This window comes from Haloferax namakaokahaiae, from assembly GCF_042663225.1.
Classification (GTDB): domain Archaea; phylum Halobacteriota; class Halobacteria; order Halobacteriales; family Haloferacaceae; genus Haloferax; species Haloferax namakaokahaiae.
The window spans coordinates 1,001,941-1,025,827 of sequence record NZ_JBHTAA010000001.1; the positions used below are offsets into that span (position 1 = coordinate 1,001,941).

A 23,887-nucleotide genomic window follows, 5' to 3' on the forward strand; every position below is an offset into this window, starting at 1 on the left:
ACGGGGAATCATGAGTCGCCCAGACGAGGAGACGAGACGAGCAGTCGAGTCGTGTCGGGAGGCGCTCCCGCCGAGCGTATCGGGTGGACGCGTCGTCTTCGGCTTCGACGGCTACATCGACCGAGTGCGAGAGGTGGTTTCGGAACGACAGTCCGCGACGGAGTTCGACCGTGTTGCGACCCTCGATGCCTTCGCCGACCGCGTGAACGAGTCGATAGAAGCCGAGAGTTCGCTGAGTTTCGAGTGGATACAACGAGACGTCAGAACCGGCGGTCACGTGAGTCACCTCGCCCGCGCATTCGGCGTGTTCGGCTTCGACCCCGCAATCGTCGGGTGTCTCGGTCACCCGCCGGAAGACCCCTTCATCGAGGAGTTCGGCGAGTACACCCTGGAGTCGATCGGCTCGCCGGGCTACACCGACGCCGTCGAGTTCGCCGACGGGAAGCTGATGCTCACCGAGATTGGCACGCTGATGACACTCGGCTGGGACGAAATCGACTCTCGCGTCGGCGTGGAGAGACTCGCCGAACTCATCGACGGGTGCGACCTCTTCGGGATGGGCTACTGGTCGGAGATGCCCGAACTCCCCGACGTCGCGCGCGGCCTGCGCGAAGAACTCTGGCCGACGCTCTCGAACCCACCGGAGACGCTACTGCTCGACCCCGGTGACCTGCGAAAACGAGAACCCGACGTAGTCGCCGACGGCGTCGAGCAGGTGTCGAAGCTCGACGACGTGGTCGATGTTGTCGTCTCCGCAAACCGCTACGAGACGCGGTATCTCGCGCAACTCGCGGACGCGCCCGAAGGCGAGTTCGTGGCCGAATCTCGGGTCGCGTTCGACCATCTCGGCGTCACACGCTTCGTCGGCCACGGCATCGACGCCGCTCACCTCGTCGATGCGAACGGCACCGCGTCGGTACAGGTGCCGCGAACCGACGACCCGGTTCTGACGACGAGTTCCGGAGACCACTTCAACGCCGGACTCGCACTGGGACACATCATCGGTCTCGACGCACACGAGATGCTCGTTCTCGGTAACGCCGTCGCCGGTGATTTCGTCCGGACTGGGTCGCCGCCAACCTATACCGAGATTGAAAGGTTCGTGTCGTCGTATCTCGGCGAGTTTTCGACCCCTTATAAATAGGTTGTAATATAAGGCAAAAATTCCATCTAGCTAGTTTCCCTACTTTAAATGTCGAGGCACGGGAGATTCACTGCACTTGTTCAGAGGATTGACAGTTGCCCCGACATTCACGTCCCACGAACACTCCCGTTTGGCCCCGTGGCAGACACGCCGCGTGCCAAACAGGTGTTCTACTGGTCGTCGATTACTCGTCACTCGGTTCTTCTTCGACTAAGTCATCGACGAGTGACTGGACCATTCTGCGGGTCGCCCGCCGGAGTCGCTGCGAGAGCGCCTGTTCGGAGATATCGAAGTTGTCGGCGAGTTCGGCCAACGTCGTCTCCGTCGGTGTCTCGAAGTACCCCCGTTCGTAGGCGAGACGGACCGCTTCCAACTGCTTTTCGGAGAGTTCTCGGTCGGGGCTGTAGCTCCCGAACCCGCCCCGTTGGACGCGGAGAATTTCGACGTCGTGGTCGCGCTCTCTGCACCGTTGGTAGAACGAGGTCGCCAACTCGTGCGTCGGGAAGAAAATCGACGTGAGCCATCCACTCGCACTCCCTCGCATCTTTCGGACGATTCCATCGCACTGGTGGACAGTCGAGACCAACCCTTCTCGTTGTGGTCTCCACGAGCACTGGTACAGTCGCTCTGTCGGCCGTGCAGAGAGCAACTCGAAGCACGTCACTCGGTCGTGGTCTTCGAGCAACGCGTCTACCTGTTCGACCGCAGACCCACGGACGTAGAAATACGGAATCGGAACGGGAGCAACTGGGACGCTCTGGACGAACGTGATTTCGACGTTTAACTGTTCGATTACAGGTCCGAGATAAACGCTTCCGACCGGACAGCGGAGTTCGACTTCGTATCCTTCCCGGTTTTCGTCACTCATTCCTACCCAATGAGTGAAAGGCAGTTGCCACCGCGGCTTTTACACAAATAACGCACATCAATCAACGAACACCGAAAACGTAGGGTTACAGAGGCATATTAGTTTCTAACCTTAGACCTTTCACGATAAAGTCATTTAAATCTGAACGGACGAAAGTCCATTTCTGAAAGATTGGCAACCAAGTGGGAGGTTGTTCCCCGGCTCGATGCGAGCGACGATAGCCACCCGGCGAACAACCCCTTTGCTTCCGGTGGAACTCAACGGGAATTCCCACGAGCAGCGTGAGACACCGGTGCTGTCTCACTGGCCGTGCGGGCGGCCCACAAGTCGCCCGCAGACGACAGCGAGTGGGAAGTCGTCGGGGAAGTGAGGCTGAAGCCCGAACAGACCAGACGAAAGTTCGACACTCATCCAAGCCGAATCGGGTCCTCACTGGTACCTATCGACAGTTCCAGTTCGTCGCCGACGCCGAAGTCGTGGCCGGGACAGACGACTTTCGCGCCGTGTTCGATTTGCGAGGCGAACAGTGAGAGTCCAGTCACGCGCTCGCCGTTCGCAAACACGTCGATATCGGCCCACGGAACGTCGCCATCGGTAACAGTCCCGACGTGGGTTCCGAAGAGCGACAACTCGGTTCCGTCGGGGATCGACGACAGTGTTCCACCCGCGACGTAGTGGGCGAGTCCGCCGTCGAGGACAGCCCCTTCGTCGCTGGCGATGCCAACGAATCCCGACCCCGAGCGGTCGATTGGGTCGTCGAGGACGACGTACGTCTCACCGGTTTCGACGACGGTTCCGCACCCGTCCCACGACAGCGGCGTGACGTCGGTTTCGACGGCGAGCGGGAGCGACCCGCGGGCGCGGTGATGGTTCGCGCTCGCCCGCCGAAAGCCGAGGTGGATGTGGTTTGCGACCCACGGGGCGAAGAAACCGGACCTGACGAGACGGCCGAGCGGGTCGCCAACGTCGAGTTCGTCGCCGGCCGAGACGGACGGCTCGACGTGAAGTATCCGCGCGACGAGTCCATCGGCGGCGTTCACGTCAGAGCCGCCGCGGTTCCCATCGCTCTCGTCTTCGCCGCCGTCCCACTCCAGCCCCGTCGCCGCCACATCGACATCGACGAGAATCAGATACTCCTCGTCGTGGGCGTAGGGCTTCGTCGGGGCGCGAACCGTCCGCGTCTCGCGGACGACGCCGGCGACGGGCGAGCGGGCAACCGGGTCTTCGAGGTAGAGGTCGATTGCACAGCGGTGGTCGTGCGCGGGATACGGCGAGTTGTAGAGCGAGAACCGCTCGTAACGGGAGATGAGCGCCGCAGGGAGGCCTACCATGCGTGGCCGAACGGGACGGGTGCGCTTAGATACATCGAGCGTCTTCGAAGAGACATGCGCGTCATCCGCGGCCGTGGACCCGACCCGACGACCGACCGCGAGGTCACCGCAACGATGCTCGAAACGACGGCCGAGGCGGGAGACGCCGCGTTTCGGGCGTGGACGCCACATCGACAACTCGCCTTCGGCCGCCGAGACACCCGCGCCGAGCGGTACGACGAGGCCGCCGAAGCGGCCGAATCTCGCGGCTTTCCCGCCATCGAGCGCTCCGTCGGCGGGCGCGCCGTCGCCTACACCGGAACGACCGTCGCGTTCGCGCACGCCATCCCGCTCGAAGACGCGCGAGCGGGCTTAGACGACCGGTACGAAGCCGGGACAACGGCGGTGATTCGCGCCCTCCGACGACTGGGCGTCCCCGCACGTAGAGGCGAGCCACCGGCGTCCTACTGCCCCGGCGACCACTCGGTCCAAGCCGGCGGGAAGATTTCGGGACTCGCCCAGCGAATCGTCAAGTCGGCCGCGCTCGTCTCCGGCGTCGTCGTCGTCACCGACCGCGACGAAATCGCCGCCGTGCTCGACCCGATTTACGAGGCACTCGACGTGCCGTTCGACCCGGACTCCGTGGGCAGTGTCGCGGACGCAGGCGGTCCCGGTGACGCCGACGCCGTCTGCGAGGCGCTCGAACAGGTGTTCGTCGGCGAGGCGGAGACCGTCATCGTCGATGCCGAGACGCTCGCTCGAAACGCCTGAACCGCCGGACTTAGGATGCGACACGTCACACCGGCAGACATGCGAATCGAGAACGCGACACTCGCGGACGGGCGCGTCGTGGACGTTCGCGTCGAAGACGGCGAAATCACCGCCGTCGGCGACGTGGAGGGGGACACGGACGAGACGGTCATCGACGCCGACGGCAACCTGCTTTTGCCGGGTGCAATCGACGTACACGTCCACTTCCGCGAACCGGGATTCGAGCACAAAGAGACGTGGGAGACCGGCTCGAAGAGCGCCGCCGCGGGCGGGGTGACGACGGTCGTGGACCAGCCGAACACGACGCCCACGACCACCACCGGCGAGGGATTCGACGCGAAGGCAGAGCGCGCCGAGCACTCGCTCATCGACTACGGCATCAACGGCGGTGTCACCCCCGACTGGGACCCAGAGAGCCTGTTCGACCGGCCGCTGTTCGCCCTCGGCGAGGTGTTCCTCGCCGATTCCACGGGTGACATGGGCATCGAGGCCGACCTCTTCGCCGAGGCCGCCGCCCGCGCCGCCGAGGCGGGGATTCCGGTGACGGTCCACGCCGAAGACGCAGACCTGTTCGACGAATCGGCCATCGAGGGCGACCTCGGCGGTGTCGGCCGCGACGCGAACGCGGATTCGTGGAGCGCCTACCGAAGCGCCGAAGCAGAGGCAGTCGCCGTCGAGCGCGCCGCTCGCGTCGGTGACGAGGCGGGTGCACAGATTCACATCGCCCACACCAGCACGCCCGAGGGTGTCGATGCCGCCCGCGACGGCGGTGCGACCTGCGAAGTCACGCCGCACCACCTGTTTCTCTCCCGCGACGACCTCGACGAGTTGGGCACCTACGGCCGGATGAACCCGCCGCTCCGCTCCGAAGCACGCCGAGAAGCCATGTTCGAGCGACTGGCCGCTGGCAAAATCGACATGGTTGCGACCGACCACGCACCGCACACAGTCGAAGAGAAAGAACAGTCACTCCTCGACGCTCCGAGCGGCGTTCCCGGCGTCGAGACGATGGTACCGCTTCTGCTCGGCGCGGCCGTCGAAGGCGACCTCAGCCTCGAACGCGTCCGTGACGTGGTGGCGACGAACCCCGCCGACGTGTTCGGCCTGCCCGCGAAAGGGAAAATCGAAGCGGGTGCGGACGCCGACCTTTCGCTCTACGACCTCGACTCGCCCCGCGAGATTCGGGGCGACGACCTCCACTCGAAGTGCGGCTGGACGCCGTTCGAAGGCTTCACCGGCGTCTTCCCCGAGTGGACGATGGTCCGCGGCGAGATGGTCTGGGACGGCGAGTCGTTCGGCGACGTCGCGGGCGAGAACGTCCGCGAGTAGTTAGATTCGCGCCGTAGCGACTTGCACCGCTTTCCAGCCGAGACCCGCGAGAAGCGCGAGTGGCGCGGTCGAAAGAGCGACGAAGAAGACGGACACGGCGGCCTCGAACAGGCCGCCGACTGCCGCCGACAGGGTGAGAGAAGCGAGGAACGCTCCGACCCCGACGAGAGGGGCGGCGAGTGCATAGGCGAACAACCAGCGTTGCTTTCGAGTGAAGTGGATGCCGTACCCCGGTCCGGGCGGGATGAGCAGCCCGGCGACGAGGAGGACGAACCCAATCGCGCCGAACACGAGGATGAAAAACCCGGCCAGTCCCTCGACGAACCCGTCGCTCTGCGGAGGTGACGGTGGTATCGAGTTCGCGTACAACAGCGTCAACACCAGTAGCCCGAAGCCAACTCCCGCGACGGGAAGTTGCAAGGACCCGAGTATCGCACGCGGTGACCACTCCATTGGTTCGCCGGTCTGAGGGGAAACGTAAATCTCTTCTGTCACTTTCGGTCGAACACAAGCGAATCCTTTTCACACCAGACGGTCCGAGACATCCACACGCATGACCGACGAGCCAACTCCGCCGCGAACTCCCGACCCGACCGCGGGCGAACCGCACGTACTGACCGACCTCGTCGAACGCTGGGAGACCGTGGTCGAAGACGCCGAGGCGATGGCCGCCGAGTACGCCGAAGACGGCTGGGAGACGCTCGTGCTCCACCCCGGCGACGTGACGCCGATGCCGCCCGCGAATCTCCCCGATGCGACCGACCGCGTCGGCTTCGACGTGCTCGTTCCCGGCAGCGAGTTCGACCTCCTCTCCGAGTGGGTCGCGGACGCAGACTTCGACCGCTACGACGTGTACCGCGCCAAGGAGAAGGGCGTCATCTTCGCCGTCTCGGCCGTGGAAGCCCCCGAGTCGGAACAGGTGGTGCTCGTCCCGCTGTACTACGGCGTCGAGAAGGTGATGGAGACCTCGAAGAAGGCCCGAGAACAGGGAGAACTTCGGTTGTACGTCCGGCCGCTCGAATACGACGAACACGTCGAACTCGTCCAGTCCGAACCGAGCGTGCTGTTTCCCTAGTTGTCGGTGGCGAGTTCGTCGGCGCGGAGGTCCTCGCTCGCTTCGCGGACTTCGCGCATCACGCTCGAAATCCGTTCTTCTGCTTCTAACTCTTCTTCGACCGAGAGGTCTACGCCTTCGACTTCGAGCAGGAACTTCGCAATCTCGGTCACCTCGTACATCATCTCGTCCAGTTCTTCGGCGGTGAAAAAGCCGGACATCGCGCCGTAGAGGAACGTCGCGCCCGACTTGCGCACCTTGTCGCGGAAGGCCGAGCGGGCTTGGTTGACCGCCTGCGGCGTGTAGGTGTCGGTCATGAAGGGGACGAGTTCGGGCAGGTTGTTCCCGATTTTCGTCATCTCGACGCCCGTCTCGGTTCGGAAGTCGGCACACAGGCGGGCGATGGCCCACTCGCGGGCGGTGACGTACGTTCGGTCCCGGAGGAAGTCGTTGACGCGGTCGTACTGCGCGCCATCGACCTTCTTGAATCGGGCGTACTTCTGCACGTCGTCGGGGACGCTCGGTTCGTCAGCGGTGTCGGTGTCGTCACCGTCTGAGTCGTCAGCGTCGGAGCTAGACTCGGCGGCCTCGGGTGCTTGGCCAACGGTGTCTCCATCCTCTAGCGCGTGTTCCTCGTCAGCGACCGCGTCGCCAACGCCGGACTCGACGGTCTCTACCGACTCCTCGGACTCGGCCGCATCGGCGGCGGCAGTCTCCTCAGCAGCAGACTCCACACCAGACTCGGCGTCAGCACTCGATTCCGCGTCTCCCTCGGGTTCGACATCGTCGGTGTCGAACCGCTCGGCGTCGTCAGTCATTACCGCGGGCTACCGCCCCACGGCCGAAAAGCGTTCCGCGTGGGTGTCGGCGGGAGATTTCGGGCAAGGGTTTTCTAACGGGACCACGACAATGGCACTCATGAAGGTACTGCTCGGAATCGGTGGTAGTGACGATTCCATCCGGGCACTCGAAGAGACCGCAGCACGCGCGGCGAAAGCAGGCGACGACCTCAGCATCGCAATCGTCGATAACCCCGCCGCCGAGCGCTCGAAAGAATACATCGAACAGACCGTCAGCGAGGTGCTCTCGGAGACGGGCATCGACGCCCGAATCGTCCACCTCGAGGGCGACCCGGGGAGCGAACTCGTCGATATGGCCGAGAGCGAGGGCTACGACCAACTCGTCCTCGGCGGCGGGCAGACGAGTCCGATGGGCAAGATACAGATCGGCGGCATCGCGGAGTTCGTCCTCCTCAACTCCCACATCACGGTCACCTTAGTCCGATGAGCACGCGCATCTACCCCGACGACATCGCCTCACCGTTCGACCCTCCACCACAGTCGTTTACCGACCGTGAAGACCGAACTATCGAACTTCGCGCCTACGACGGCGACGACGAGGAGTTCGAACGGCTGGTCTCGATGTACGACAGTTTCGACCCGGCCGACCGCGCACAGGGCATCCCACCGGGGCGTGAAGACCGCATCCGCGAGTGGCTCGACAACATCCTCGGCGGAGACTGTCTGAACGTCATCGCGTGGGACGGCGACGAAGTCGCGGGCCACGCCACGCTCGTTCCCGACGGCGACGCCTACGAACTCGCCATCTTCGTCCACCAGACCTATCAGCGCGCGGGCATCGGCACGAAACTCATCAAAGCACTCCTCGGCCACGGGCGCGAGAACGACGTGGAGAAGGTGTGGCTCACCGTCGAGCGCTGGAACCGCGCCGCCGTCGGTCTCTACAAGAGCGTCGGCTTCGAGACCAGCGACTCCGAGAGCTTCGAACTGGAGATGACGATTCGGCTCACCGAGGGGACCTAAACGGAGAGTACCGGCTGGCTGGCGTACAAGAGCACGTACTCGGCGGCTTTGGCGAGAATCTCGCCGGGGTCGCTCGTGACGGGTTCGCGCGGGACGACGATGAAGTCCGAGGCTAGCTCTTCGGCCGTATCGAGGACGACGCTCCCCGGGTGGAGGAGTTTGCTCGTCGTCGAGAAGCCGTAGGCGACCGAGGTGGTCATCGAGACGCCCGCCTCGTCTGCGATTTCGGTGACCGTGTCGGTGACGACTTTCCCTTCTGCGGCGACCGCATCTTCGTCCACGACACCCTGGTCGATTGCGCGGACGACGTCCTCGCTGAGGACGTGAACGGCGTGGACTCTGGCCCCGTACTCGGCGGCGATAGCGACCGCGTACTCGGCCGCGCGGGTCGCTTCGTCGCTCTGATCGACCGGGACGAGAATCAGGTCGAGCGAAAGCGGGCGTGCTGACATAACCCCACGTCGGTCGGGCGACGACAAAAAATCTCCCCCACGGGGCGGATGTCTTCCCACCGGGCGGGTTTTATACCGCCGCGAGGAGAAGACGCGAGCATGTTCGACACCATCGTCATCGCCACCGATGGTTCGGCGAGCGTCCGCCGGGCAGTCACGGTCGCACTCGACCTCGCCGAACGGTTCGATGCCGACGTTCACGCGCTCTACGTCATCGACGCCGGAGACGTGGAGACCGCGCCGGAACGCCTCCGAAGCGAGATGCGCGAGGCGCTGACCGAACGCGGCGAGGAAGCGCTCGCCGACGTGCGGGCAGAAACCGAGCGCAACGTGACCATCGCCGTCCGCGAAGGGCGACCCGCCGCGGAAATCTCCACCTACGCCCGCGAAGTCGATTCTGACGTGGTCGCCATGGGAACCCGCGGCCGCCACGGCGAGAACCGATTCCTCATCGGCAGTGTCGCAGAACGCGTGGTCAGGACGTGCCCGGTGCCGGTACTGACGGTGCGCCAACTCGAATCGGGAACGACGGACCCGCTGCTGGGCGACGAGTCGGCCTAACGGGGCGAACCGAGCGCGACTCGCCGAGCGCGTCGAATCGGGGGAAGTTTTCCCCATCGCGCGCAACCTGACGATATGGAAGACGAACTCATCGACAGTTCCCGGCTCTCGCTCCCGCGGAAGTCTGTCTTGCCGGGTGCTGGATTTTTCTACCCCGACTCGTTCGACGAAGCACGCGCCGAAGAGCGTGCGAAAGCCAAACTCGAATCCGCCGAAGTCGCCGTCGTCACCGACACGGACGCCGACGGACTCGGGTGTGTCGCGCTCCTCCGCGAGATGTACGACGCCGCCCTCGACGTGGCCGAGTTCGAGGAACGAATCGCCGAGCGACTGGCCGACGACGACGAAGAAGAAGAGGAAGAAGCCGAAATCGAGGACGAGGAAGAAGAGCGTCCCCAGTCACCCGTCGCACTCGTCGGGTCGAGTCCCTACTCGCTCGAAGACGACCTGCTTCGGGTCGCCGAGTACGCCCCCGAAGGCATCGACGTGTACGTCTGCGACCTCTGCCCTGACAAGTACGAGTACGTCGAAGAAGAACTCGAGGCGCTCGCCGAGATGGCCGGTGAGATTCACTGGTACGACCACCATCAGTGGAAACCGGAAGTCGCCGAAGCGGTCCGAGACGCGGGCGTTGACCTCGTCGTCGGCGAATCGGACGAAGAGTGTTCGACCGACGTAACCCTCCGCGAGTTGGACTACGAGTTCGACGACCACTTCACCGAACTCGCGGCCGTGACCCGCGACCACGACCTGTGGCTGAACGAGGACCCGCGAAGTAAGGACCTCGCGGATTACGCCTACTGGACCTCGAAAGAGGAGTACGTCGCCGTCGTCGGCACCTACGGCGCTGACCTCCCGGACATCGTCGAGGCGTACATCGCCGAGCGACGAATCGAGAAAGAGGCACTCATCGAGGCAGCCGTGAGTCGCGCCGACTTCAAGTCCATCGGCGAGTGGACCGTCGGCATCACCTACGGCCGCTGTTCGCAGAACGAAGTCGCCGACGCGCTTCGAGAGGAGGGTGCCGACGCCGCAGTCATCGTCAAACCCGCCGGGAGCGCCAGCATCCGCGGCTCGGAGGACTTCGAACGCTGTCACGAAGTCGCGGACCTCGTCAACGGTGGCGGCCACCCGAAAGCCGCTGGCTGTAAGCCCGATATCTACGACGACATGCTCGACTACGCCCACCACTGGACGACGGAGGGCGCGACGACAAAGCGCGTCATCCTCAACGCGTTCGAGCGTGTCGCCGAGACGCCGGCCGAGGACGACGACGAAGGACTCGATACAGAGTTATAGAACTATTCGACGACCCAGCGCTCGGAGTACGCCGTCCCGCAGGTACACTTGGCGTAGGCGTGAATCACGTCGCCGTCTTCGTACAGGCCGCCGACACCTTCGTTCTGCTCTTCTGCGAACGAGAAGATGAACTTCACTTCGTGGTTCTCGTCGGGTTGGGCGTCGGGGCAGACACCGCCGCCGAGGTTTCGGTCGATTTCGCTCTTTTCACCCATCGCGCTCTGTGCGAACTTCATCGCGTCCATGCCCGTTCCGGCGGCGAACGCGCGGCGGCCCTCGTCGCCCGGAACGACGAGCACGTAGCCGTTCTCGACGGCCTCGCCCATGTTCGGGAGTTTGCCCTGACTGTCGAGATACTCCTTGGTCAAGTAGAGTGCGACGTCGTCGAGTCGCTCGCCCGCGAGGAATTCCTCCAGCTTGCTCATACACCGGTGTGGGGTTTCACGGCGTAAAAACGGCGGGTTTCTGGGCCGAACCGTCGGCCGACTGCACCGAACTCAGAGGAGAAAGAGCAGTACACCGCTGAGTGTGCCGACGACGATGAGGGCGGCACTGACTCGCGCGACTGGCCTGAGCAGTGCGCGATTGATGCTCGCCGCGAGGACGATTTTCACGATGATGCTCGCCGTCGTCCCGGCGAGGACGCTCGCCGCCGCGACGTCCGCGGATATCTTCCCGGCGAGATACAGCGTCACCGCGGTCGTCGTCGTCGAACCGCTGGAGACCAACCCGCCCAAAAAGCTCGTCGTAATCAGCCCCGCCGTGCCGAATAGCTCCTGTGCGCCCGTCGAGACGACGAGGATGACGAGGAAGAGACCGCCGAATGTGAGGGCGTTCGACAGACTGAACGGCGAGTCGAAGTCGAGGTGGAGTTCCACGTCCCAATCGGTGAGAGTAACCGCCAGCACGATTCCGGCGAGGGCGATAGCCCCCAGCGGGACACCCACTTCCGGAACGACTGCAGGGGTGAACAGCGCGACGAGGAACAGGTTCCGAACCGCCATCGCGGCGTCGGCTAACAACACCGCGCCCACGGAGAGCGACAGGAGACCGTCGTTCCGTTCTGCGCGGTTGGCAATCTCGCCGATGACGGCCGTCGAGTTGACCAACCCGCCGAAAAAGCCCGTGATTGCCAGTCCCTTCGTCCCGTATCGTTGGCTGATGATGTAGTTGACAAAGCCGAGTCCGCTGACGGCGACGACGAGCAACCAGACGAGCTGCGGTTGGATGGCGTTCCACGGGCCGAGTGGCTCCGAGGGGAGCAACGGGTAGACGACGAACGCCAAGATTGCGAACTCGGCGGCGCTCTTGACCTCCTCTTTCGACAGTCCGTAGGCGAACTGGTGGAGTTCTCGCTTCAACACGAGTAGCATCGAAGAGAGGATGACCAACACGACCGCTTCGAGGATGAACTCGGCGGCGACCATGACGCCCGCGCTGAAGGCGATGAACAACGACGCCGACGTGGTGAGCGAGAGATTTCGTGACTCCTCATCGTCGAGCAACCCCTCAGCGCCGATGAGGGCCGACAGGAGGATGACGAACAGGCCGCCCAACGCGAGTACGATTTCGCTCTCGACGGTCATCGAAATCGCGCCGATGAGACTCACCAGTGCGAACGTTCGAACCCCGGCTGGCTTGTGCGACCACTCGCGTTCGAGACCGAGATACATGCCGAGTGCGGCCGCGATGAACAGGTGGGTAATCCGCGGGCTAATCGGGAGCGTGGTGACGTCGATTTGCATCATCGACGAACCATCTCCGGCGTTCGAACCCACACGGACGAAGTCCACTTCTGTACGCCACCCATCAACCTCCCTAAGCTATCCACTCGAACACACTTAACGCCACGTAGACGAGAGACGATCAACGGGTGTGAGCCGAGCAACGCCGGACGTACGCGAGCGTGCGGACCTGAGCCGGCCTTACTCGTCCGAGCGGCCGAACTTCTCTGCGATATCGGCGAGCGAACTGTTCGGGCGCTTGGTGATTCGATAGACGGTTCGCACGCCGGGGACGCGCAGACCGAACTGATAGCCGCCGTCGAGTTCGTCGAGTTCGACGGCCTCGCCCGCACCGCGGTCGTTGTCTCGACACCACTCGACGAGACGGTTCTCGCCGTCACCGGGCACGCGAGCGAGGCGCTTGTTGTCGTAGGCTCCGCGAATCACGAGACCGGAAGCGTCCGACGAGACGCGGGCGTGGTACGCCGTTCCGTCGAGGTGGAGGCGGACGAAATCACCGTCGGCGGCCGAGACGCCGTCGGGAAGGCGCAAGCAGGGGCGACGAGTGCCGCCGCTGCGGGCGAGTTTCGCGCGGAACGTCTGGACTGACGGGTGGTCGGAGGGGAGTCGTTCGGGCACGGAAAGAGAATAAAGGTTAGTTACTCTTCGTCGGCTTCGTCGTCGTCGCCAGCGAGGGCGTCGGCGACACTGCCGTCACCGGAGACGACTTTCGCGTTGATCTGGACGGTCTCCTCGTTGATTTCGCGGCCGCGGACGGTGACGCGCTTTCGCTCGCCCGGTCGGGACTCCTTGAACCCGATATCGACGTCCTTGGCGAGGATTTCCTTGAGGTTGCCGCCGGGGACCTTGGGGTGCATCGGACGGCCCGCCTTGTCCGAGCCACCGGTCAGTTCGAGCGTGAAGCCGTCGAGACCGACTGCGCCGCCGTCAACTTCGTCGCCGAGGTCACGGCCGAGGAATCGGTTTGCGTCCTGTCCTTCAACGTCGAATTGGTGGGAGTCGCCAGCTTCGGGGTCAGCGACGACGACCATGAATTCTGCCATGCGCGGATGAAAACGGTCGCAGATAAAAAGTACGTCGAAAACAGGTCTTGAGTCTGGGTGGCCGGATGTGGCCTGAGATGCCAGAATACCGGACTTTCACCCCTGAAATTGTATGTGTCAAAAGTTAACATATGGCAGTGCGTATCCCTTCGCATGACAGTGGACACCACGAAGAAAGAAACGACAGAGTTGGTCGAAGCCGAGACCAGAGACCTGGTCGAACGACCGACCGAAGCGCTCGTCGAACGCGCCTGGTACGAGTGCGTCAAGTGTGGGTATCGCTCCGGGTACGGCGTCCACGAACGGCTCTGTCCACGGTGCGGGGGGACGTTGAAGAATATCGGCGTCGCTCAGGAGTGACTACATCTCGTAGACGATTTCGCTCCCGTTCTCGTCTCCTTCTGTTTCGCCTGTTCCCTCTGCCTCAGCTTCCTCGATAGACTCCCAGAGAGAACACCAGTCGTCGGCGGCGATGTAGCCTTCGACCTTCGCACACGCGCCAAACCCGTCTCCGTTCATATCGGGAATGAACTCCGCGCAGTTCTCGCAGCTACTCCCCTCGACGGAGAGACCTGCCTCGGCCGCCTCTGAGGCCTCTTGGAACTGCACGTCTGCTTTCGGAACTAACTCCTCGACGACTCGCGGTTCTCCCGCCTGCGACCTCGCATCCTGATACACCGCGGGAACCGGTCCATACTCGAACTCTTCTTTCGAAACGCCCTCCGGTAGCTGTTCGTGGTCCGCCCCCTCCTCTTTTTGCTCTGTCGTGGTCGTCTCCGCCGTGGTCTCCGTCTCCTGTTCCCCTCCGTTTCCACCGCCCAAACACCCAGCGATGCCGACGACCGCTCCGCTTCCAGCCAGTTGCAGGAACCGTCGTCGTGTTTGCCCAACTCGTGCCATACCATAACATACTGGAGCAGGTCAGATTGGTAGGCGGTGAGTTACTAAATCTGAAGAAGGAGGACCGACTCTACCGGGACTTCTCGAGCCCCTCTTCCCACCGGAACGTACCGTTCCACTTCCACTTTTTCCGAGGTTCGCTCCGCTCACCTCGCAAAACCTGGAGGAAAAAAGAGAGTGAGGTTCCGTTAGAACCCGTCTTCCCACCGGAACGTGCCGTTGCGCTGGATGACCTCACCGTCGATTTCGATGCGCGAATCCTCGCTCATGTCCGTGATCATGTCCTTGTGGACGGCGGACTGGTTTCCTTCTTCACCCTCGGGAAGACACGCATCGTAGGCCCGGCCCACCGCGAGGTGGATGGTATCGCCCATCTTCTCGTCGAAGAGGATGCTGTTCGTAAAGCGGTCGATGCCGCGGTTCATGCCGATGCCGAGTTCGCCCAGGTAGCGCGCGCCCTCGTCGGTCTCCAAGATGCTCGCTAACTCGTCTTCGCCGGCGTCCGCGGAGAAATCGACGACTTCGCCGTCTTCGAACGTGAGATGGACGTTCTCGACGCGGGCACCTTCGAGCGTCATCGGCACGTCGAAGAACACCTCGCCCTCGACGCTCGTCTCGACGGGGGCGGTAAAGACCTCACCCGACGGGAGGTTGTGCGAGTCGTAGGCGACCGAGGCCGCCGAGTTGACGGCGGTCCGCCCCTCGATGGACATCGTGAGGTCGGTGTGCTCTTTGACGATTCGGACTTCCGACCCGGCGTCGAGCGCCTCTTTCATCTTCGCCATCTCGTCGGCGAGTTCCTCCCAGTCGCGGAGGATGGCGTCGTAGACGAAGTCGGTGTACTCTTCGTAGGACATGCCCGCCTGCTGGGCGAGGGCGCGCGTCGGGTGAACGGTCGAAACCCAGTCGGTTTCCATGCGCGCCTCGCGGAGTTCGACCATCGCGCGGCCGTAGGCTTGCTTCGTCTCCGAGGGGATGTCCGCGGTGGCGGTGGTGTTGCGTGGCGCGCCCAAGAAGAGCACCGAGTCTGCCGCCTCGTACAGTGCGAGTTCGTGCTCCGGGAGTTCGAAGTCGCCGTCGTGCGCGAGCAGGTACGCGCGTTGAACCTCTTCGGAGGCGTACGTCGTGACGACGTTCGCGCCGCGTTCGCCCAGCGCGTCTGCGACGGCGACCGCCAGGTCGTGTGCGCCCTCACCGACCGAGACGACCACGTCGTCACCGGACTCGATTCGCGCGCTCCACTCGACGAGCACCTCGGCGTGCTCGGAGATTCGTTCGTCCATACGCGCCCGTCGGGTGGGAGCGTAAAAACCTCCGCGACAAGGGGACGGCCCCGCGACCCGGACCGAAATCTTATCCTTCTACTCATGCCTCGTCGCCGACGTGACAACTATCGCGCTCGCCACCGGGGCCGAGTTCCCCACGCTCATCGACGACGACGACTCGTTCGTCGCCGCACTCGAAGCGCACGGCGTGACGGTCGAACCCGCGGTCTGGTCGGACGAATCGGTCGAATGGAACGAGTTCGATGCTATCGTGATTCGCTCGACGTGGGGCTACTACGAGCACGCCGAGGCGTTCGTCGCGTGGATAGACTCCCTGAAATCGGTGTCCACGCCGGTCTGGAACCACCCCGAGATGCTGCGGTGGAACACCCACAAGTTCTACCTCCGCGACCTCGCCGACCGCGGCGTCTCGACGCTCCCGACCGAGTACGTCGAACAGAACGAGGGAGTCTCACTCGAATCGGTCTTCGAGGAACGGGACTGGGACGAACTCATCGTCAAACCCGCCGTCAGCGCGGGTGCGTTCGAGACGAAGCGAATCACGCACGACGAGCACGAGAGCGAGCAGTCGTGGGTCGATTCGCTCAATCAGTCTCACGATCTGTTAATTCAGGAGTTCGCACGCGAAATCACGGGGGGCGAGTGGTCGATCATCTTCTTCGGCGACGACTACAGCCACAGCGTCGTCAAGCGCCCGAAAGAAGGCGATTTCCGCGTCCAAGACGACTACGGCGGGAGCGTCCACGTCGAAGAACCGAGCGAGTCGCTTCGGGAGCAGGCTCGTGAGGTGCTCGACGCGGTCGAAGCCGAGACGGCCGAACGACCGCTGTACGCCCGAATCGACGGCGTCGAGCGCGACAGCGACTTCTGTCTGCTCGAAGCGGAACTCATCGAACCGGAGTTGTTCTTCAGGGTCGATTCGGAGGCGGGCGAGCGGTTCGCGGGCGAGATTCTCGACGCGCTCTGAGCGACGGGGAAACCACAACCACTACCATCCCGGCAAGCGGAGTCGCTCGCATGCAACTAGGCGTCATCGGACTCGGACGGATGGGCCAAATCGTCGTCGAGCGCGTGCTTGAGGCGGGCCACGAAGTCGTCGCGTTCGACCTCTCCCCAGAAGCAGTGGCGACGGCGGCCGACGTGGGTGCCGAACCCGCAGACAGCGTCGAAGACCTCGCCGACACGCTCGGCGACGACAAGCGAATCTGGTTGATGGTCCCCGCGGGCGACGCGGTGGACGCGACCCTAAATGACCTCGACCCCCACCTCGACGAGGACGACGTGGTCGTCGATGGCGGTAACTCGCACTTCGAAGCCTCGGTCCGCCGCGCCGAAGCCTGCTCTGCGGCGTATCTCGACTGCGGCACCTCCGGCGGTCCCGCCGGTGCCGAACTCGGCTTCTCGCTCATGGTCGGCGGTCCCGAGTGGGCCTACGACGAGATGACGCCCGTCTTCGACGCCGTCGCCACCGGCCCGGCGGGCCACGACCGCATGGGTCCCGCCGGCTCCGGCCACTACGTGAAGATGGTCCACAACGGCGTCGAGTACGTCCTCATGCAGGCCTACGGCGAAGGCTTCGAACTCCTCGCCGAGGGTCGCTACGACCTGGATTTAGAGGCGGTCGCGCGCACGTGGAACAACGGCGCGGTGATTCGTTCGTGGCTCCTCGAACTCTGCGAAGAAGCGTTCCGCGAGGAAGGCTCCGACCTCGGCGACGTGGACGACCACATCGCCGGCGGTTCGACGGGTACGTGGACCGTCCAAGAGGCACTCGAACAGGAAGTGCCGGTGCCGCTCATCTACCAGTCGCTCGCCGAACGCTTCGGGTCGCGCGCCGAAGAGCGCTTCTCTCGTCGCCTCGCCAATCGCCTCCGTTACGGCTTCGGTCGTCACGAAGTCGCCCGGAAAGACGACTAACGCGGTCGGAGCGCCGTCAGACTGGCGAATTCTCTGAGTATTTTCCACATCGAACTCGCGGCGAGCGCCGCCGACACAATCACAATTTCCTTAACCCCTCACTCCAAATCTGCGACTATGTCGTACATCAGCTTGGTGGGTGTCGGGGCTGGCGCGGCCCTGGCGCTTCTCGCCGTCGCCCTGCACCTCTCGAAAGGGACCGGCTGGGAGCCGACCGCCGACATCTCGCAGGAGGTTCTCGAGCGACGCGCGGCGACCGTTCCGGCGACCGACTTCCCCGAACCGATGAACCGCTCTATCGGCGGCGGAGCCGTCGCTGGCGCAGTCGCGGGCGGCGCAGAGGGTGCCGAACTCGAAGAAGGCGAAGCCGAGGAAGAAGAGCCGAGCCCGGCGGACATGCCCGAAGACGAAATCGAGTACTTCGAAGTCGAGTTCGCCAAACAGGGGACGACCATCGAGCTTGCGAGCAACGAGACCATCCTCGACCAGGGTGAAGACGAAGGGATGGACCTCCCGTACGCCTGCCGTCAGGGCCAGTGTGTCTCTTGTTCCGCGAAGATTACCGACGGACCAGCAGAAGAGTACGTCACGCACTTCAAGCAAGAGACCCTCTCCGACGACGAGATGGAGAAAGGGTACACACTCACCTGTGTGGCCTACCCGAAAGCCGACTTCACCATCGAGACCGGCGAAGCACCGTAACGGAACGACCCACCACTCGTTTTTCTCTCCCACTGGCTGAGTCGCCACGCGCAGTCTTCGTTTCGAATCTTCGAATCTAACCCCGAGATTCGAGTGTCGCTCTCCAGTCGCCGACTGCGCCCGCCCAAAATCTCCTGCTCACACTTGCTTCGAATCCCCCGACTGCGGCCGGACCTTCCACGAATATCGACGCTTTCAAACGGTCGCCGCGTGTTTCACATCGTCAGTGTCTGTCCCCGAAGGAGGTTCGCTGACCGAAGGCGACCTCAAACGTCCAATGTTCGCACTGGCGTGGCCGATTATCGTCACCGAACTCCTCCAGGTGGCGTACAACCTCGCCGACACCGTCTGGCTCGGCCGCCTCTCGACCGACGCCGTCGCCGCCATCAGCCTCGCGTTTCCGCTCATCTTCCTGCTCATCTCCGTCGGTGGCGGCTTCACCGTCGCCGGGAGCACGCTCGTCGCCCAGTACACCGGCGCGAAAAGCGAAGGCTCCGCGGGGACCGTCGCCGGCCAAACCCTCACGTTCATCACCCTGATTGCGATTACCGTCGGCATTATCGGCTTTTTCGCCACCGACGCGATGCTCGCAATCCTTCCGAGTTCGCCCGCCACCGCCGGCCAAGTCATCCCCCTCGCCGGTGATTACATGCGCATCTTCTTCCTCGGGATGCCCTTTCTCTTCGGCTTCTTCGTCTTCTCGTCGCTGATGCGTGGCTACGGCAACACCCGCGCGCCGATGATTGTGATGTTCATCAGCGTCCTCATCAACGTCATCATCGACCCGGTGTTCATCTTCGGCTTCGAGGCGAACCCGCTCTTCGAGATGCTCGGTCTCACCGGTCTCGAAGCGAGCCTATTCGCCTCGACTGGATTCGAGGGCTTCGGCGTCGCTGGCGCGGCATACGCGACGGTTCTCTCACGAGCAGTCGCCACGTTCATCGGCATCTACATCATCTTCGGCACCTCCGCCGGTCCCGACGTGACGCTCGCGGACTTCCGCCCACAGTTCGAGTTCATCAAGAAAATCATCGACATCGGCGTCCCGAGCGCCATCGAGCAGTCCGCGACGGCACTCGGGTTTATCACCCTCACCGCGATGGTCGTCACGTTCGCCCCCGAAGTCGTCGCCGCGTTCGGTCTCGGCAATCGGCTCACCTCGCTCGTGTTCCTCCCCGCACTCGGTCTCGGCCGAGCGACCAACACCATCGTCGGCCAGAATCTCGGCGCACAGAAACCCGAACGCGCTGAGAGCGCCGTCTGGCTCGCCGCCAAAGTCGGCGCGAGCGTCATGGTCGTCACCGGCGTCATCGCCTACATCTTCGCCGAACCAGTCGTCGGCTTCTTCATCTCGACGGGGACGGCCTCCGCCACCGAGACTATCGACCTCGGTGTGCAGTACATCCGTATCCGCGCCTTCGAGTTCGGCTTCATCGGCGTCTTGCAGGTCGTCCTCGGTGCCTACCGCGGAGCCGGAAACACGAAAACTGCACTCGGGTTCTCGCTGTTCGCACTCTGGCTCGGCCGTATCCCCATCGTCTACGTGCTCTCGTTCCAGTTCGGCTTCGCCGAAACCGGCATTTGGCTCGGGATGGCTATCGGGCAGATTCTCGGTGCGATTGCGGCCACGCTGTGGTTCACCCGCGGCACGTGGAAACAGAGCGTCATCGAGAGCGAACCGGCACCCGCCTAATCGACCGGCGACGGTACGCTTTTACGTCGGTATCGTGTATCAGTTTTCGCTGAGGGCCCATAGCTCAGTGGACAGAGTGCTTGGTTCCGGACCAAGATGTCGCGGGTTCAAATCCCGTTGGGTCCGCTATTCTATCACGAACGAAGTGAGTGTAGAATAGCAACAGCCAACGGATTTGAATCAGGGAGCGAACGAAGTGAGTGACTGAGGTTCAAATCCCGTTGGGTCCGTTCGCTTCGCTCACTCCCCCAACGTACTCACACTCGCTACTGCTCGCGTGAGTCCCGTTGGGTCCGTACATTTCTGGAACGCTTTAGAACCAAAGAGCGAGTGCTGTAGCTATCGAATCATACATTTTCTCCAGACAGAGTCCGTCACGTAGCATGACGAATTCACTGACGATATTAAGCACACACAGTACAGCAGTACACTCATTACATCAGCACGTCTATTTCACCGTATGCCCGTGAGTATCGACGACTTCGAGTCCGGCGACCTCCCACGAGGACCAAGCGTCCCCGAGCAGGTGGTCACGTATCTCTACACCCACAGTGACCAAGCGTTCACGCGCTCCGAGATTGCGACAGCAATCAGTGAAGACCCGAACACAGTCGGCACTGCACTCTCTCGTCTCAAGGGCCGAAGCCTCGTTCGACACAAGGGCGAGTTCTGGGCGATTACAGACGACGAAGAACGTGTCGCCGCCGCATACGACCTCCACACGACGAGCGGACGACTCGACAACGAGGATGGCGGCATCGACCCCGATGAGTGGGACTCAGTAGCACCAGAGACCCCGCATCCGAGCGAACGAGACGAGGACGAACAATAGATGCAGCCAGACCGCGGTGATATCGTTCGAAGTTCTGACCCGTTCAAATTCGGAGACGACCGGCAGCGGCCGTGGCTTATCGTCAACAACGACACCCATCCGTTCGGCGACCAGCAGTACATCGCTGTCGCCATCTCGACGAAAGAATACGGTGACTCACTATCACTCACAGATGACCTGTGGGAGGTCGGCAGCGTCCCGCGAGAGTCGTTTGTCTCGCCGTGGGCAGTTCACTCTCCTCGAAAAGAAGACTTCGTGGCGTGGCAGGGTCGAGTCGAAGACGCGTTTGTAGACAGGGTTGTCGAGCAAGTCGAAGGTTATCTTAGATAGTTTTAGACTGTGTCCCTAATCGCCAGACAACACCCCGATTAAAACAATTCTGTCACAGCCTATGACGCATTCCCGTTGGGTCCGTCATTTTCTAAAACCGCATATTCAACGCATAGAGGCCCCAGAAAGCCCCTCAACAATTCAACGAACGAACTGCCGTAGAGTTCGTTCGTCTCCATCTCCACCTACTCCATCATAAGTTCCGGCAGTCGCTCCTGAAACAACCTATCGAGAACCGTCCACAGAATCTCCGTCGGAATCTGCTTCTCAAACTGAGCCGCCTCGTGATTGGTCTCTTTTTCGTCGGGCAAATAATACTGGAAGTGAACCTCCCCGAGTTCAGGATGGTCGTCGTCACGATGCCATCCGCAATTGAACCCTGTACTCGGGTCTACGTAATGAATCCGAAATTGCGACTCATCTCCGACGAACCGCCACTCGACGTCAAGCGTCGGCGGTTCTGGCCCAGTCGTCGGCACGACTCGATTTGGGTCAATCTGCGCTTGGATGAACTTCTTGACGATGCTGTCCGGTTCGTAGGACACCGAGGTGACCGCAGGATGTCGCTGCAGGACATCTTTCAATCCTTCGTAGACCGAGCTGTCGATAGTTCCTGATAGCCCCATTTGGTCACGCGGAGATAGAGTCTCGTTTGGTCGCCCAATCGTACTCGTTGAGCGCCGCTCGAACGACCGGGATGCGGTCAGCGAGGTGTTCCCACTCGCTGGCGACCTCTCGCCGCGTCTCGACTTCGTCAGCGTCGTCGAGGTCGGCGATACTCGCTCGAAGTTCACCCGGCGTCTCGACGTCGTACGACTGCTTCCAGTCCGTAATCTTGCTCCGCATCGAGTCGAGGGCGCTCGTCAACTCTTCACGGCTGTGTTCCCGCTGGAGTGCCGCGACCTCGCGATAAGTCGCCATGAGTTGGTCAACGCAGTAGAGCGTCTGGTCGCCTTGTTCGATTTTCCGAAGGACGTTGTCCTCGACGAGTTGGTCGAGGTACTTCTGTGCCGTCTTGACGGAGACTTCTGTCTCGTTTGCGACCCACGACGCGGTTCGAGGCGTTCGAAGCGTCCGGGCGGCAGCACGGATTCGCTCACCTCGGGTCATCGAAGCGTGGAGGTCGTTCCGGGTTTCGTCGGGCATACTCAATTCTACGAGGTAGTGGAACATATATCCACTAGATTGGAAATATGAGTCTGACAAAGGACAGCGTTCGTCTGGCGAACGAAATGAATCCAAAATTGCGACCTATTGACCACGTTGAAAATGCGCCGTATAGCCCCTCAGCCACCCGAAATATAGACCCCGTTCGCCCACTGAACGAAAGCCCGTTGGGTCCGTACACTTCTGGAACGCTTTAGAACCAAAGAGCGAGCGCTCTAACTATCGAATTAACATATTTTCCCGCCAACCGATCTCGTCACGCACCGTGACGGACTCGTACTCCGGAGGACGAGCACCACCAGCATAAATCTAAAATACATAGATTTCGTACTTCACGTATGCCCACCCTCTCTGACCGTGGAGACGCCCCACCACTCGACGACGACGCACCACAGTCATTCGACGATTTCGATGGGCTGCTGGCCGCCACGACGTTGCTACAGAACCCGCGCCTCGCCCGTGAGTACGTCTATCTCTGCTACTATGGGCCAGCAACCATCCAAGACCTCATCGACGAACTGGACCTCGCTCGGGCGACAGCCTACGACGATGTCGAACGACTCGAACAACTCGGCGTCGTCGACCGCGACGAGAGCACGCGCCCACACCAACTCACTGCGGAGCCGTTCGCGTTCGTCGACGGCCGCGAAGTCGCAATCACTCCGACACTACTCCACGCAGTCGCTCTCACAGAGTTCGACGACGACGCCGAATACTTCCACAATCGGTACGGCGTCGGACGACTCGTAAGAGCGGTCCGAGCAGCAGCAGAGTACTACGCTGGAAAGCTCACCCAGCGGATGGCGGCCAAAGAGATGGACGTCCAGCCAGTCGAAGGGATGGCCATCATCTATGCCGTTCAGCCCGTTCTCGAGGCCGGTCGGAAGCACGACCCGTACTTCGGGCAGCTACTCTCTTCTGACCCTGACGAACTGGAGTTCGATGGGGAATAGCGACCTCCACTCGGATGATTTCGTGCTCGCAGACACGAATCTGTTCGTCGCCGTCGGTGGCCCGGAGAATCCGAAGTTCCAGAAACTTCGGAAGTTCACTGCCCGGCATCAGATTACCTTGCAAGTTCCCCAGCGTGTCGTCGAGGAACTGAGCACGATGCACGTCGCTGACCGGGTAGAAACAGCCATCGAAGAAGGGTGGGCTACCAAAATTAATCCACCATCTCCGACCAATTCCGATGCAGTCGCAGCGATGGACTACGTTCGCAGAGAGATTGCCAGAAAGTCCGGCAAAGACGAACACCAAGTCGAGAAAGCCGACACCGTATTCGCCGGCTTAGCAATCGAGTTTCTTCGAAATGGCCATCCACGAGTTGTCGTTCTCACCGACGACAAGATTGCAGCGGCAGCGATAGAAGGTGCGGTCGAACAGCAGGGGTACGACGAATCGATTCTCGTGCTTCGCCGAAGCGACATCATGGACGATGGTGGCGACGTCCGAGTGATCTGAGGACTGTTTGAACAAAATCGCCAGACTGCGAACCGATTAACACAGTTCTGTCACACCCCGTGGCGCATTCCCGTTGGGTCCGTTCGCTTTGCTCACTCCCCCAACTACTTCCCACTCATTAGCGTTCGTGGGAATCCCGTCGAGTCCGTGTTTGTGACGAACACCCCGGCGAGCACCGCGTAGCGTCTACTTCAACC

General features: G+C 62.3%; 30 protein-coding genes and 1 tRNA gene. 18 read left to right on the plus strand and 13 right to left on the minus strand.

Going from position 1 to position 23,887, the window contains the following annotated elements; all coding sequences use genetic code 11:
- Window positions 1-10: 10 nt before the first annotated feature.
- Window positions 11-1,144 carry a hypothetical protein gene (locus ACFQJC_RS05480; RefSeq protein ID WP_390222242.1) on the plus strand — a complete coding sequence of 378 codons (1,134 nt, stop codon included), beginning with the start codon at window positions 11-13 and terminating at the stop codon, window positions 1,142-1,144.
- A 184-nt stretch (window positions 1,145-1,328) separates the two neighbouring features.
- Here ACFQJC_RS05480 and ACFQJC_RS05485 read toward each other — a convergent pair whose 3' ends face one another.
- Together ACFQJC_RS05485 and ACFQJC_RS05490 are read right to left on the minus strand one after the other, a co-directional pair.
- Entirely contained in the window at window positions 1,329-2,012 is a 684-nt protein-coding gene (locus ACFQJC_RS05485; protein ID WP_390222243.1) for a helix-turn-helix domain-containing protein, read from the minus strand.
- Window positions 2,013-2,419: 407 nt separating this feature from the next.
- Window positions 2,420-3,343 (minus strand): DUF8155 domain-containing protein, encoded by a 924-nt coding sequence (locus tag ACFQJC_RS05490; RefSeq protein ID WP_390222244.1) that lies wholly within the window; start codon window positions 3,341-3,343, stop codon window positions 2,420-2,422.
- Window positions 3,344-3,397: 54 nt separating this feature from the next.
- On the opposite strand from ACFQJC_RS05490, the gene ACFQJC_RS05495 reads away from it, so the two are divergent.
- Both ACFQJC_RS05495 and ACFQJC_RS05500 read left to right on the plus strand, forming a co-directional pair.
- Window positions 3,398-4,093, plus strand: coding sequence for a lipoate--protein ligase family protein (locus ACFQJC_RS05495; RefSeq protein WP_390222245.1), 696 nt, complete (start codon window positions 3,398-3,400; stop codon window positions 4,091-4,093).
- Between the two features lie 39 nt (window positions 4,094-4,132).
- On the plus strand, window positions 4,133-5,422 hold the full coding sequence (locus ACFQJC_RS05500) for a dihydroorotase (protein WP_390222340.1): 1,290 nt from the start codon (window positions 4,133-4,135) through the stop codon (window positions 5,420-5,422).
- Here the strand turns inward: ACFQJC_RS05500 and ACFQJC_RS05505 are convergent, their stop codons facing one another.
- Window positions 5,423-5,875, minus strand: a complete 453-nt coding sequence (locus ACFQJC_RS05505; RefSeq protein WP_390222246.1) for a hypothetical protein — start codon at window positions 5,873-5,875, stop codon at window positions 5,423-5,425. It lies immediately after the preceding gene.
- A 100-nt stretch (window positions 5,876-5,975) separates the two neighbouring features.
- On the opposite strand from ACFQJC_RS05505, the gene ACFQJC_RS05510 reads away from it, so the two are divergent.
- Window positions 5,976-6,497 carry a DUF7529 family protein gene (locus tag ACFQJC_RS05510; RefSeq protein WP_390222247.1) on the plus strand — a complete coding sequence of 174 codons (522 nt, stop codon included), beginning with the start codon at window positions 5,976-5,978 and terminating at the stop codon, window positions 6,495-6,497.
- Here ACFQJC_RS05510 and ACFQJC_RS05515 read toward each other — a convergent pair.
- Window positions 6,494-7,294 (minus strand): DUF5806 family protein, encoded by an 801-nt coding sequence (locus ACFQJC_RS05515; protein WP_390222248.1) that lies wholly within the window; start codon window positions 7,292-7,294, stop codon window positions 6,494-6,496. The two genes, ACFQJC_RS05510 and ACFQJC_RS05515, sit on opposite strands and share 4 nt — an antisense overlap.
- Window positions 7,295-7,394: 100 nt before the next feature.
- Here ACFQJC_RS05515 and ACFQJC_RS05520 point away from each other — a divergent pair, with 100 nt between their 5' ends.
- Window positions 7,395-7,763 carry a universal stress protein gene (locus tag ACFQJC_RS05520; protein WP_390222249.1) on the plus strand — a complete coding sequence of 123 codons (369 nt, stop codon included), beginning with the start codon at window positions 7,395-7,397 and terminating at the stop codon, window positions 7,761-7,763.
- A complete protein-coding gene (locus ACFQJC_RS05525) occupies window positions 7,760-8,299 on the plus strand; it encodes a GNAT family N-acetyltransferase (protein WP_390222250.1) in 540 nt (179 codons plus the stop codon). The genes ACFQJC_RS05520 and ACFQJC_RS05525 overlap by 4 nt, the downstream gene beginning before the upstream one ends.
- On the opposite strand, the gene ACFQJC_RS05530 is transcribed toward ACFQJC_RS05525, so the two are convergent.
- The gene (locus tag ACFQJC_RS05530; protein ID WP_390222251.1) at window positions 8,296-8,751 is read right to left on the minus strand and encodes a universal stress protein; all 456 of its coding nucleotides are present in this window, start codon (window positions 8,749-8,751) and stop codon (window positions 8,296-8,298) included. The two genes, ACFQJC_RS05525 and ACFQJC_RS05530, sit on opposite strands and share 4 nt — an antisense overlap.
- Window positions 8,752-8,850: 99 nt before the next feature.
- Between ACFQJC_RS05530 and ACFQJC_RS05535 the strand changes: the two genes are divergently transcribed.
- Window positions 8,851-9,312, plus strand: coding sequence for a universal stress protein (locus ACFQJC_RS05535; RefSeq protein ID WP_390222252.1), 462 nt, complete (start codon window positions 8,851-8,853; stop codon window positions 9,310-9,312).
- A 75-nt stretch (window positions 9,313-9,387) separates the two neighbouring features.
- Window positions 9,388-10,611, plus strand: a complete 1,224-nt coding sequence (locus tag ACFQJC_RS05540) for a DHH family phosphoesterase (protein WP_390222253.1) — start codon at window positions 9,388-9,390, stop codon at window positions 10,609-10,611.
- Window positions 10,612-10,613: 2 nt separating this feature from the next.
- Here the strand turns inward: ACFQJC_RS05540 and ACFQJC_RS05545 are convergent, their stop codons facing one another.
- The 4 genes from ACFQJC_RS05545 to ACFQJC_RS05560 form a co-directional block, all read right to left on the minus strand.
- Window positions 10,614-11,036: a DUF5807 family protein gene (locus tag ACFQJC_RS05545; RefSeq protein WP_390222254.1), complete on the minus strand. Its 423-nt coding sequence runs from the start codon at window positions 11,034-11,036 to the stop codon at window positions 10,614-10,616.
- 72 nt (window positions 11,037-11,108) lie between these two features.
- Window positions 11,109-12,356 carry an MgtC/SapB family protein gene (locus tag ACFQJC_RS05550; protein WP_390222341.1) on the minus strand — a complete coding sequence of 416 codons (1,248 nt, stop codon included), beginning with the start codon at window positions 12,354-12,356 and terminating at the stop codon, window positions 11,109-11,111.
- A 180-nt stretch (window positions 12,357-12,536) separates the two neighbouring features.
- Window positions 12,537-12,974 (minus strand): DUF7112 family protein, encoded by a 438-nt coding sequence (locus tag ACFQJC_RS05555; protein WP_390222255.1) that lies wholly within the window; start codon window positions 12,972-12,974, stop codon window positions 12,537-12,539.
- 20 nt (window positions 12,975-12,994) lie between these two features.
- Window positions 12,995-13,399, minus strand: a complete 405-nt coding sequence (locus ACFQJC_RS05560; protein WP_390222256.1) for a 30S ribosomal protein S6e — start codon at window positions 13,397-13,399, stop codon at window positions 12,995-12,997.
- Between the two features lie 153 nt (window positions 13,400-13,552).
- On the opposite strand from ACFQJC_RS05560, the gene ACFQJC_RS05565 reads away from it, so the two are divergent.
- Window positions 13,553-13,759 (plus strand): rubrerythrin-like domain-containing protein, encoded by a 207-nt coding sequence (locus ACFQJC_RS05565; protein WP_390222257.1) that lies wholly within the window; start codon window positions 13,553-13,555, stop codon window positions 13,757-13,759.
- Here the strand turns inward: ACFQJC_RS05565 and ACFQJC_RS05570 are convergent, their stop codons facing one another.
- Window positions 13,760-14,299 carry a high-potential iron-sulfur protein gene (locus ACFQJC_RS05570; RefSeq protein ID WP_390222258.1) on the minus strand — a complete coding sequence of 180 codons (540 nt, stop codon included), beginning with the start codon at window positions 14,297-14,299 and terminating at the stop codon, window positions 13,760-13,762.
- A gap of 188 nt (window positions 14,300-14,487) precedes the next feature.
- Window positions 14,488-15,582 (minus strand): aminopeptidase, encoded by a 1,095-nt coding sequence (locus ACFQJC_RS05575; RefSeq protein WP_390222259.1) that lies wholly within the window; start codon window positions 15,580-15,582, stop codon window positions 14,488-14,490.
- Between the two features lie 100 nt (window positions 15,583-15,682).
- On the opposite strand from ACFQJC_RS05575, the gene ACFQJC_RS05580 reads away from it, so the two are divergent.
- The 7 genes from ACFQJC_RS05580 (at window position 15,683) to ACFQJC_RS05610 (ending at window position 21,059) form a co-directional block, all read left to right on the plus strand.
- A complete protein-coding gene (locus ACFQJC_RS05580; protein ID WP_390222260.1) occupies window positions 15,683-16,552 on the plus strand; it encodes an ATP-grasp domain-containing protein in 870 nt (289 codons plus the stop codon).
- A 26-nt stretch (window positions 16,553-16,578) separates the two neighbouring features.
- Complete coding sequence (gene gnd, locus ACFQJC_RS05585) at window positions 16,579-17,502, plus strand: phosphogluconate dehydrogenase (NAD(+)-dependent, decarboxylating) (protein WP_390222342.1); 924 nt, start codon at window positions 16,579-16,581, stop codon at window positions 17,500-17,502.
- Window positions 17,503-17,619: 117 nt separating this feature from the next.
- On the plus strand, window positions 17,620-18,204 hold the full coding sequence (locus tag ACFQJC_RS05590) for a 2Fe-2S iron-sulfur cluster-binding protein (protein WP_390222261.1): 585 nt from the start codon (window positions 17,620-17,622) through the stop codon (window positions 18,202-18,204).
- Window positions 18,205-18,430: 226 nt separating this feature from the next.
- Entirely contained in the window at window positions 18,431-19,897 is a 1,467-nt protein-coding gene (locus tag ACFQJC_RS05595) for an MATE family efflux transporter (RefSeq protein WP_390222262.1), read from the plus strand.
- A 53-nt stretch (window positions 19,898-19,950) separates the two neighbouring features.
- Window positions 19,951-20,023 (plus strand) — tRNA-Arg (locus ACFQJC_RS05600).
- Between the two features lie 334 nt (window positions 20,024-20,357).
- Window positions 20,358-20,729 (plus strand): hypothetical protein, encoded by a 372-nt coding sequence (locus ACFQJC_RS05605; protein ID WP_390222263.1) that lies wholly within the window; start codon window positions 20,358-20,360, stop codon window positions 20,727-20,729.
- Window positions 20,730-21,059, plus strand: coding sequence for a hypothetical protein (locus tag ACFQJC_RS05610; protein ID WP_390222264.1), 330 nt, complete (start codon window positions 20,730-20,732; stop codon window positions 21,057-21,059).
- Window positions 21,060-21,244: 185 nt separating this feature from the next.
- Here ACFQJC_RS05610 and ACFQJC_RS05615 read toward each other — a convergent pair whose 3' ends face one another.
- Both ACFQJC_RS05615 and ACFQJC_RS05620 read right to left on the minus strand, forming a co-directional pair.
- Window positions 21,245-21,685, minus strand: coding sequence for a hypothetical protein (locus ACFQJC_RS05615; RefSeq protein ID WP_390222265.1), 441 nt, complete (start codon window positions 21,683-21,685; stop codon window positions 21,245-21,247).
- Between the two features lie 4 nt (window positions 21,686-21,689).
- On the minus strand, window positions 21,690-22,205 hold the full coding sequence (locus tag ACFQJC_RS05620) for a DUF7342 family protein (protein WP_390222266.1): 516 nt from the start codon (window positions 22,203-22,205) through the stop codon (window positions 21,690-21,692).
- Between the two features lie 359 nt (window positions 22,206-22,564).
- On the opposite strand from ACFQJC_RS05620, the gene ACFQJC_RS05625 reads away from it, so the two are divergent.
- Both ACFQJC_RS05625 and ACFQJC_RS05630 read left to right on the plus strand, forming a co-directional pair.
- Complete coding sequence (locus ACFQJC_RS05625) at window positions 22,565-23,179, plus strand: DUF7437 domain-containing protein (protein WP_390222267.1); 615 nt, start codon at window positions 22,565-22,567, stop codon at window positions 23,177-23,179.
- The gene (locus tag ACFQJC_RS05630; protein WP_390222268.1) at window positions 23,169-23,690 is read left to right on the plus strand and encodes a hypothetical protein; all 522 of its coding nucleotides are present in this window, start codon (window positions 23,169-23,171) and stop codon (window positions 23,688-23,690) included. Before ACFQJC_RS05625 ends, ACFQJC_RS05630 begins: the two co-directional genes overlap by 11 nt.
- Window positions 23,691-23,887 lie beyond the last annotated feature (197 nt).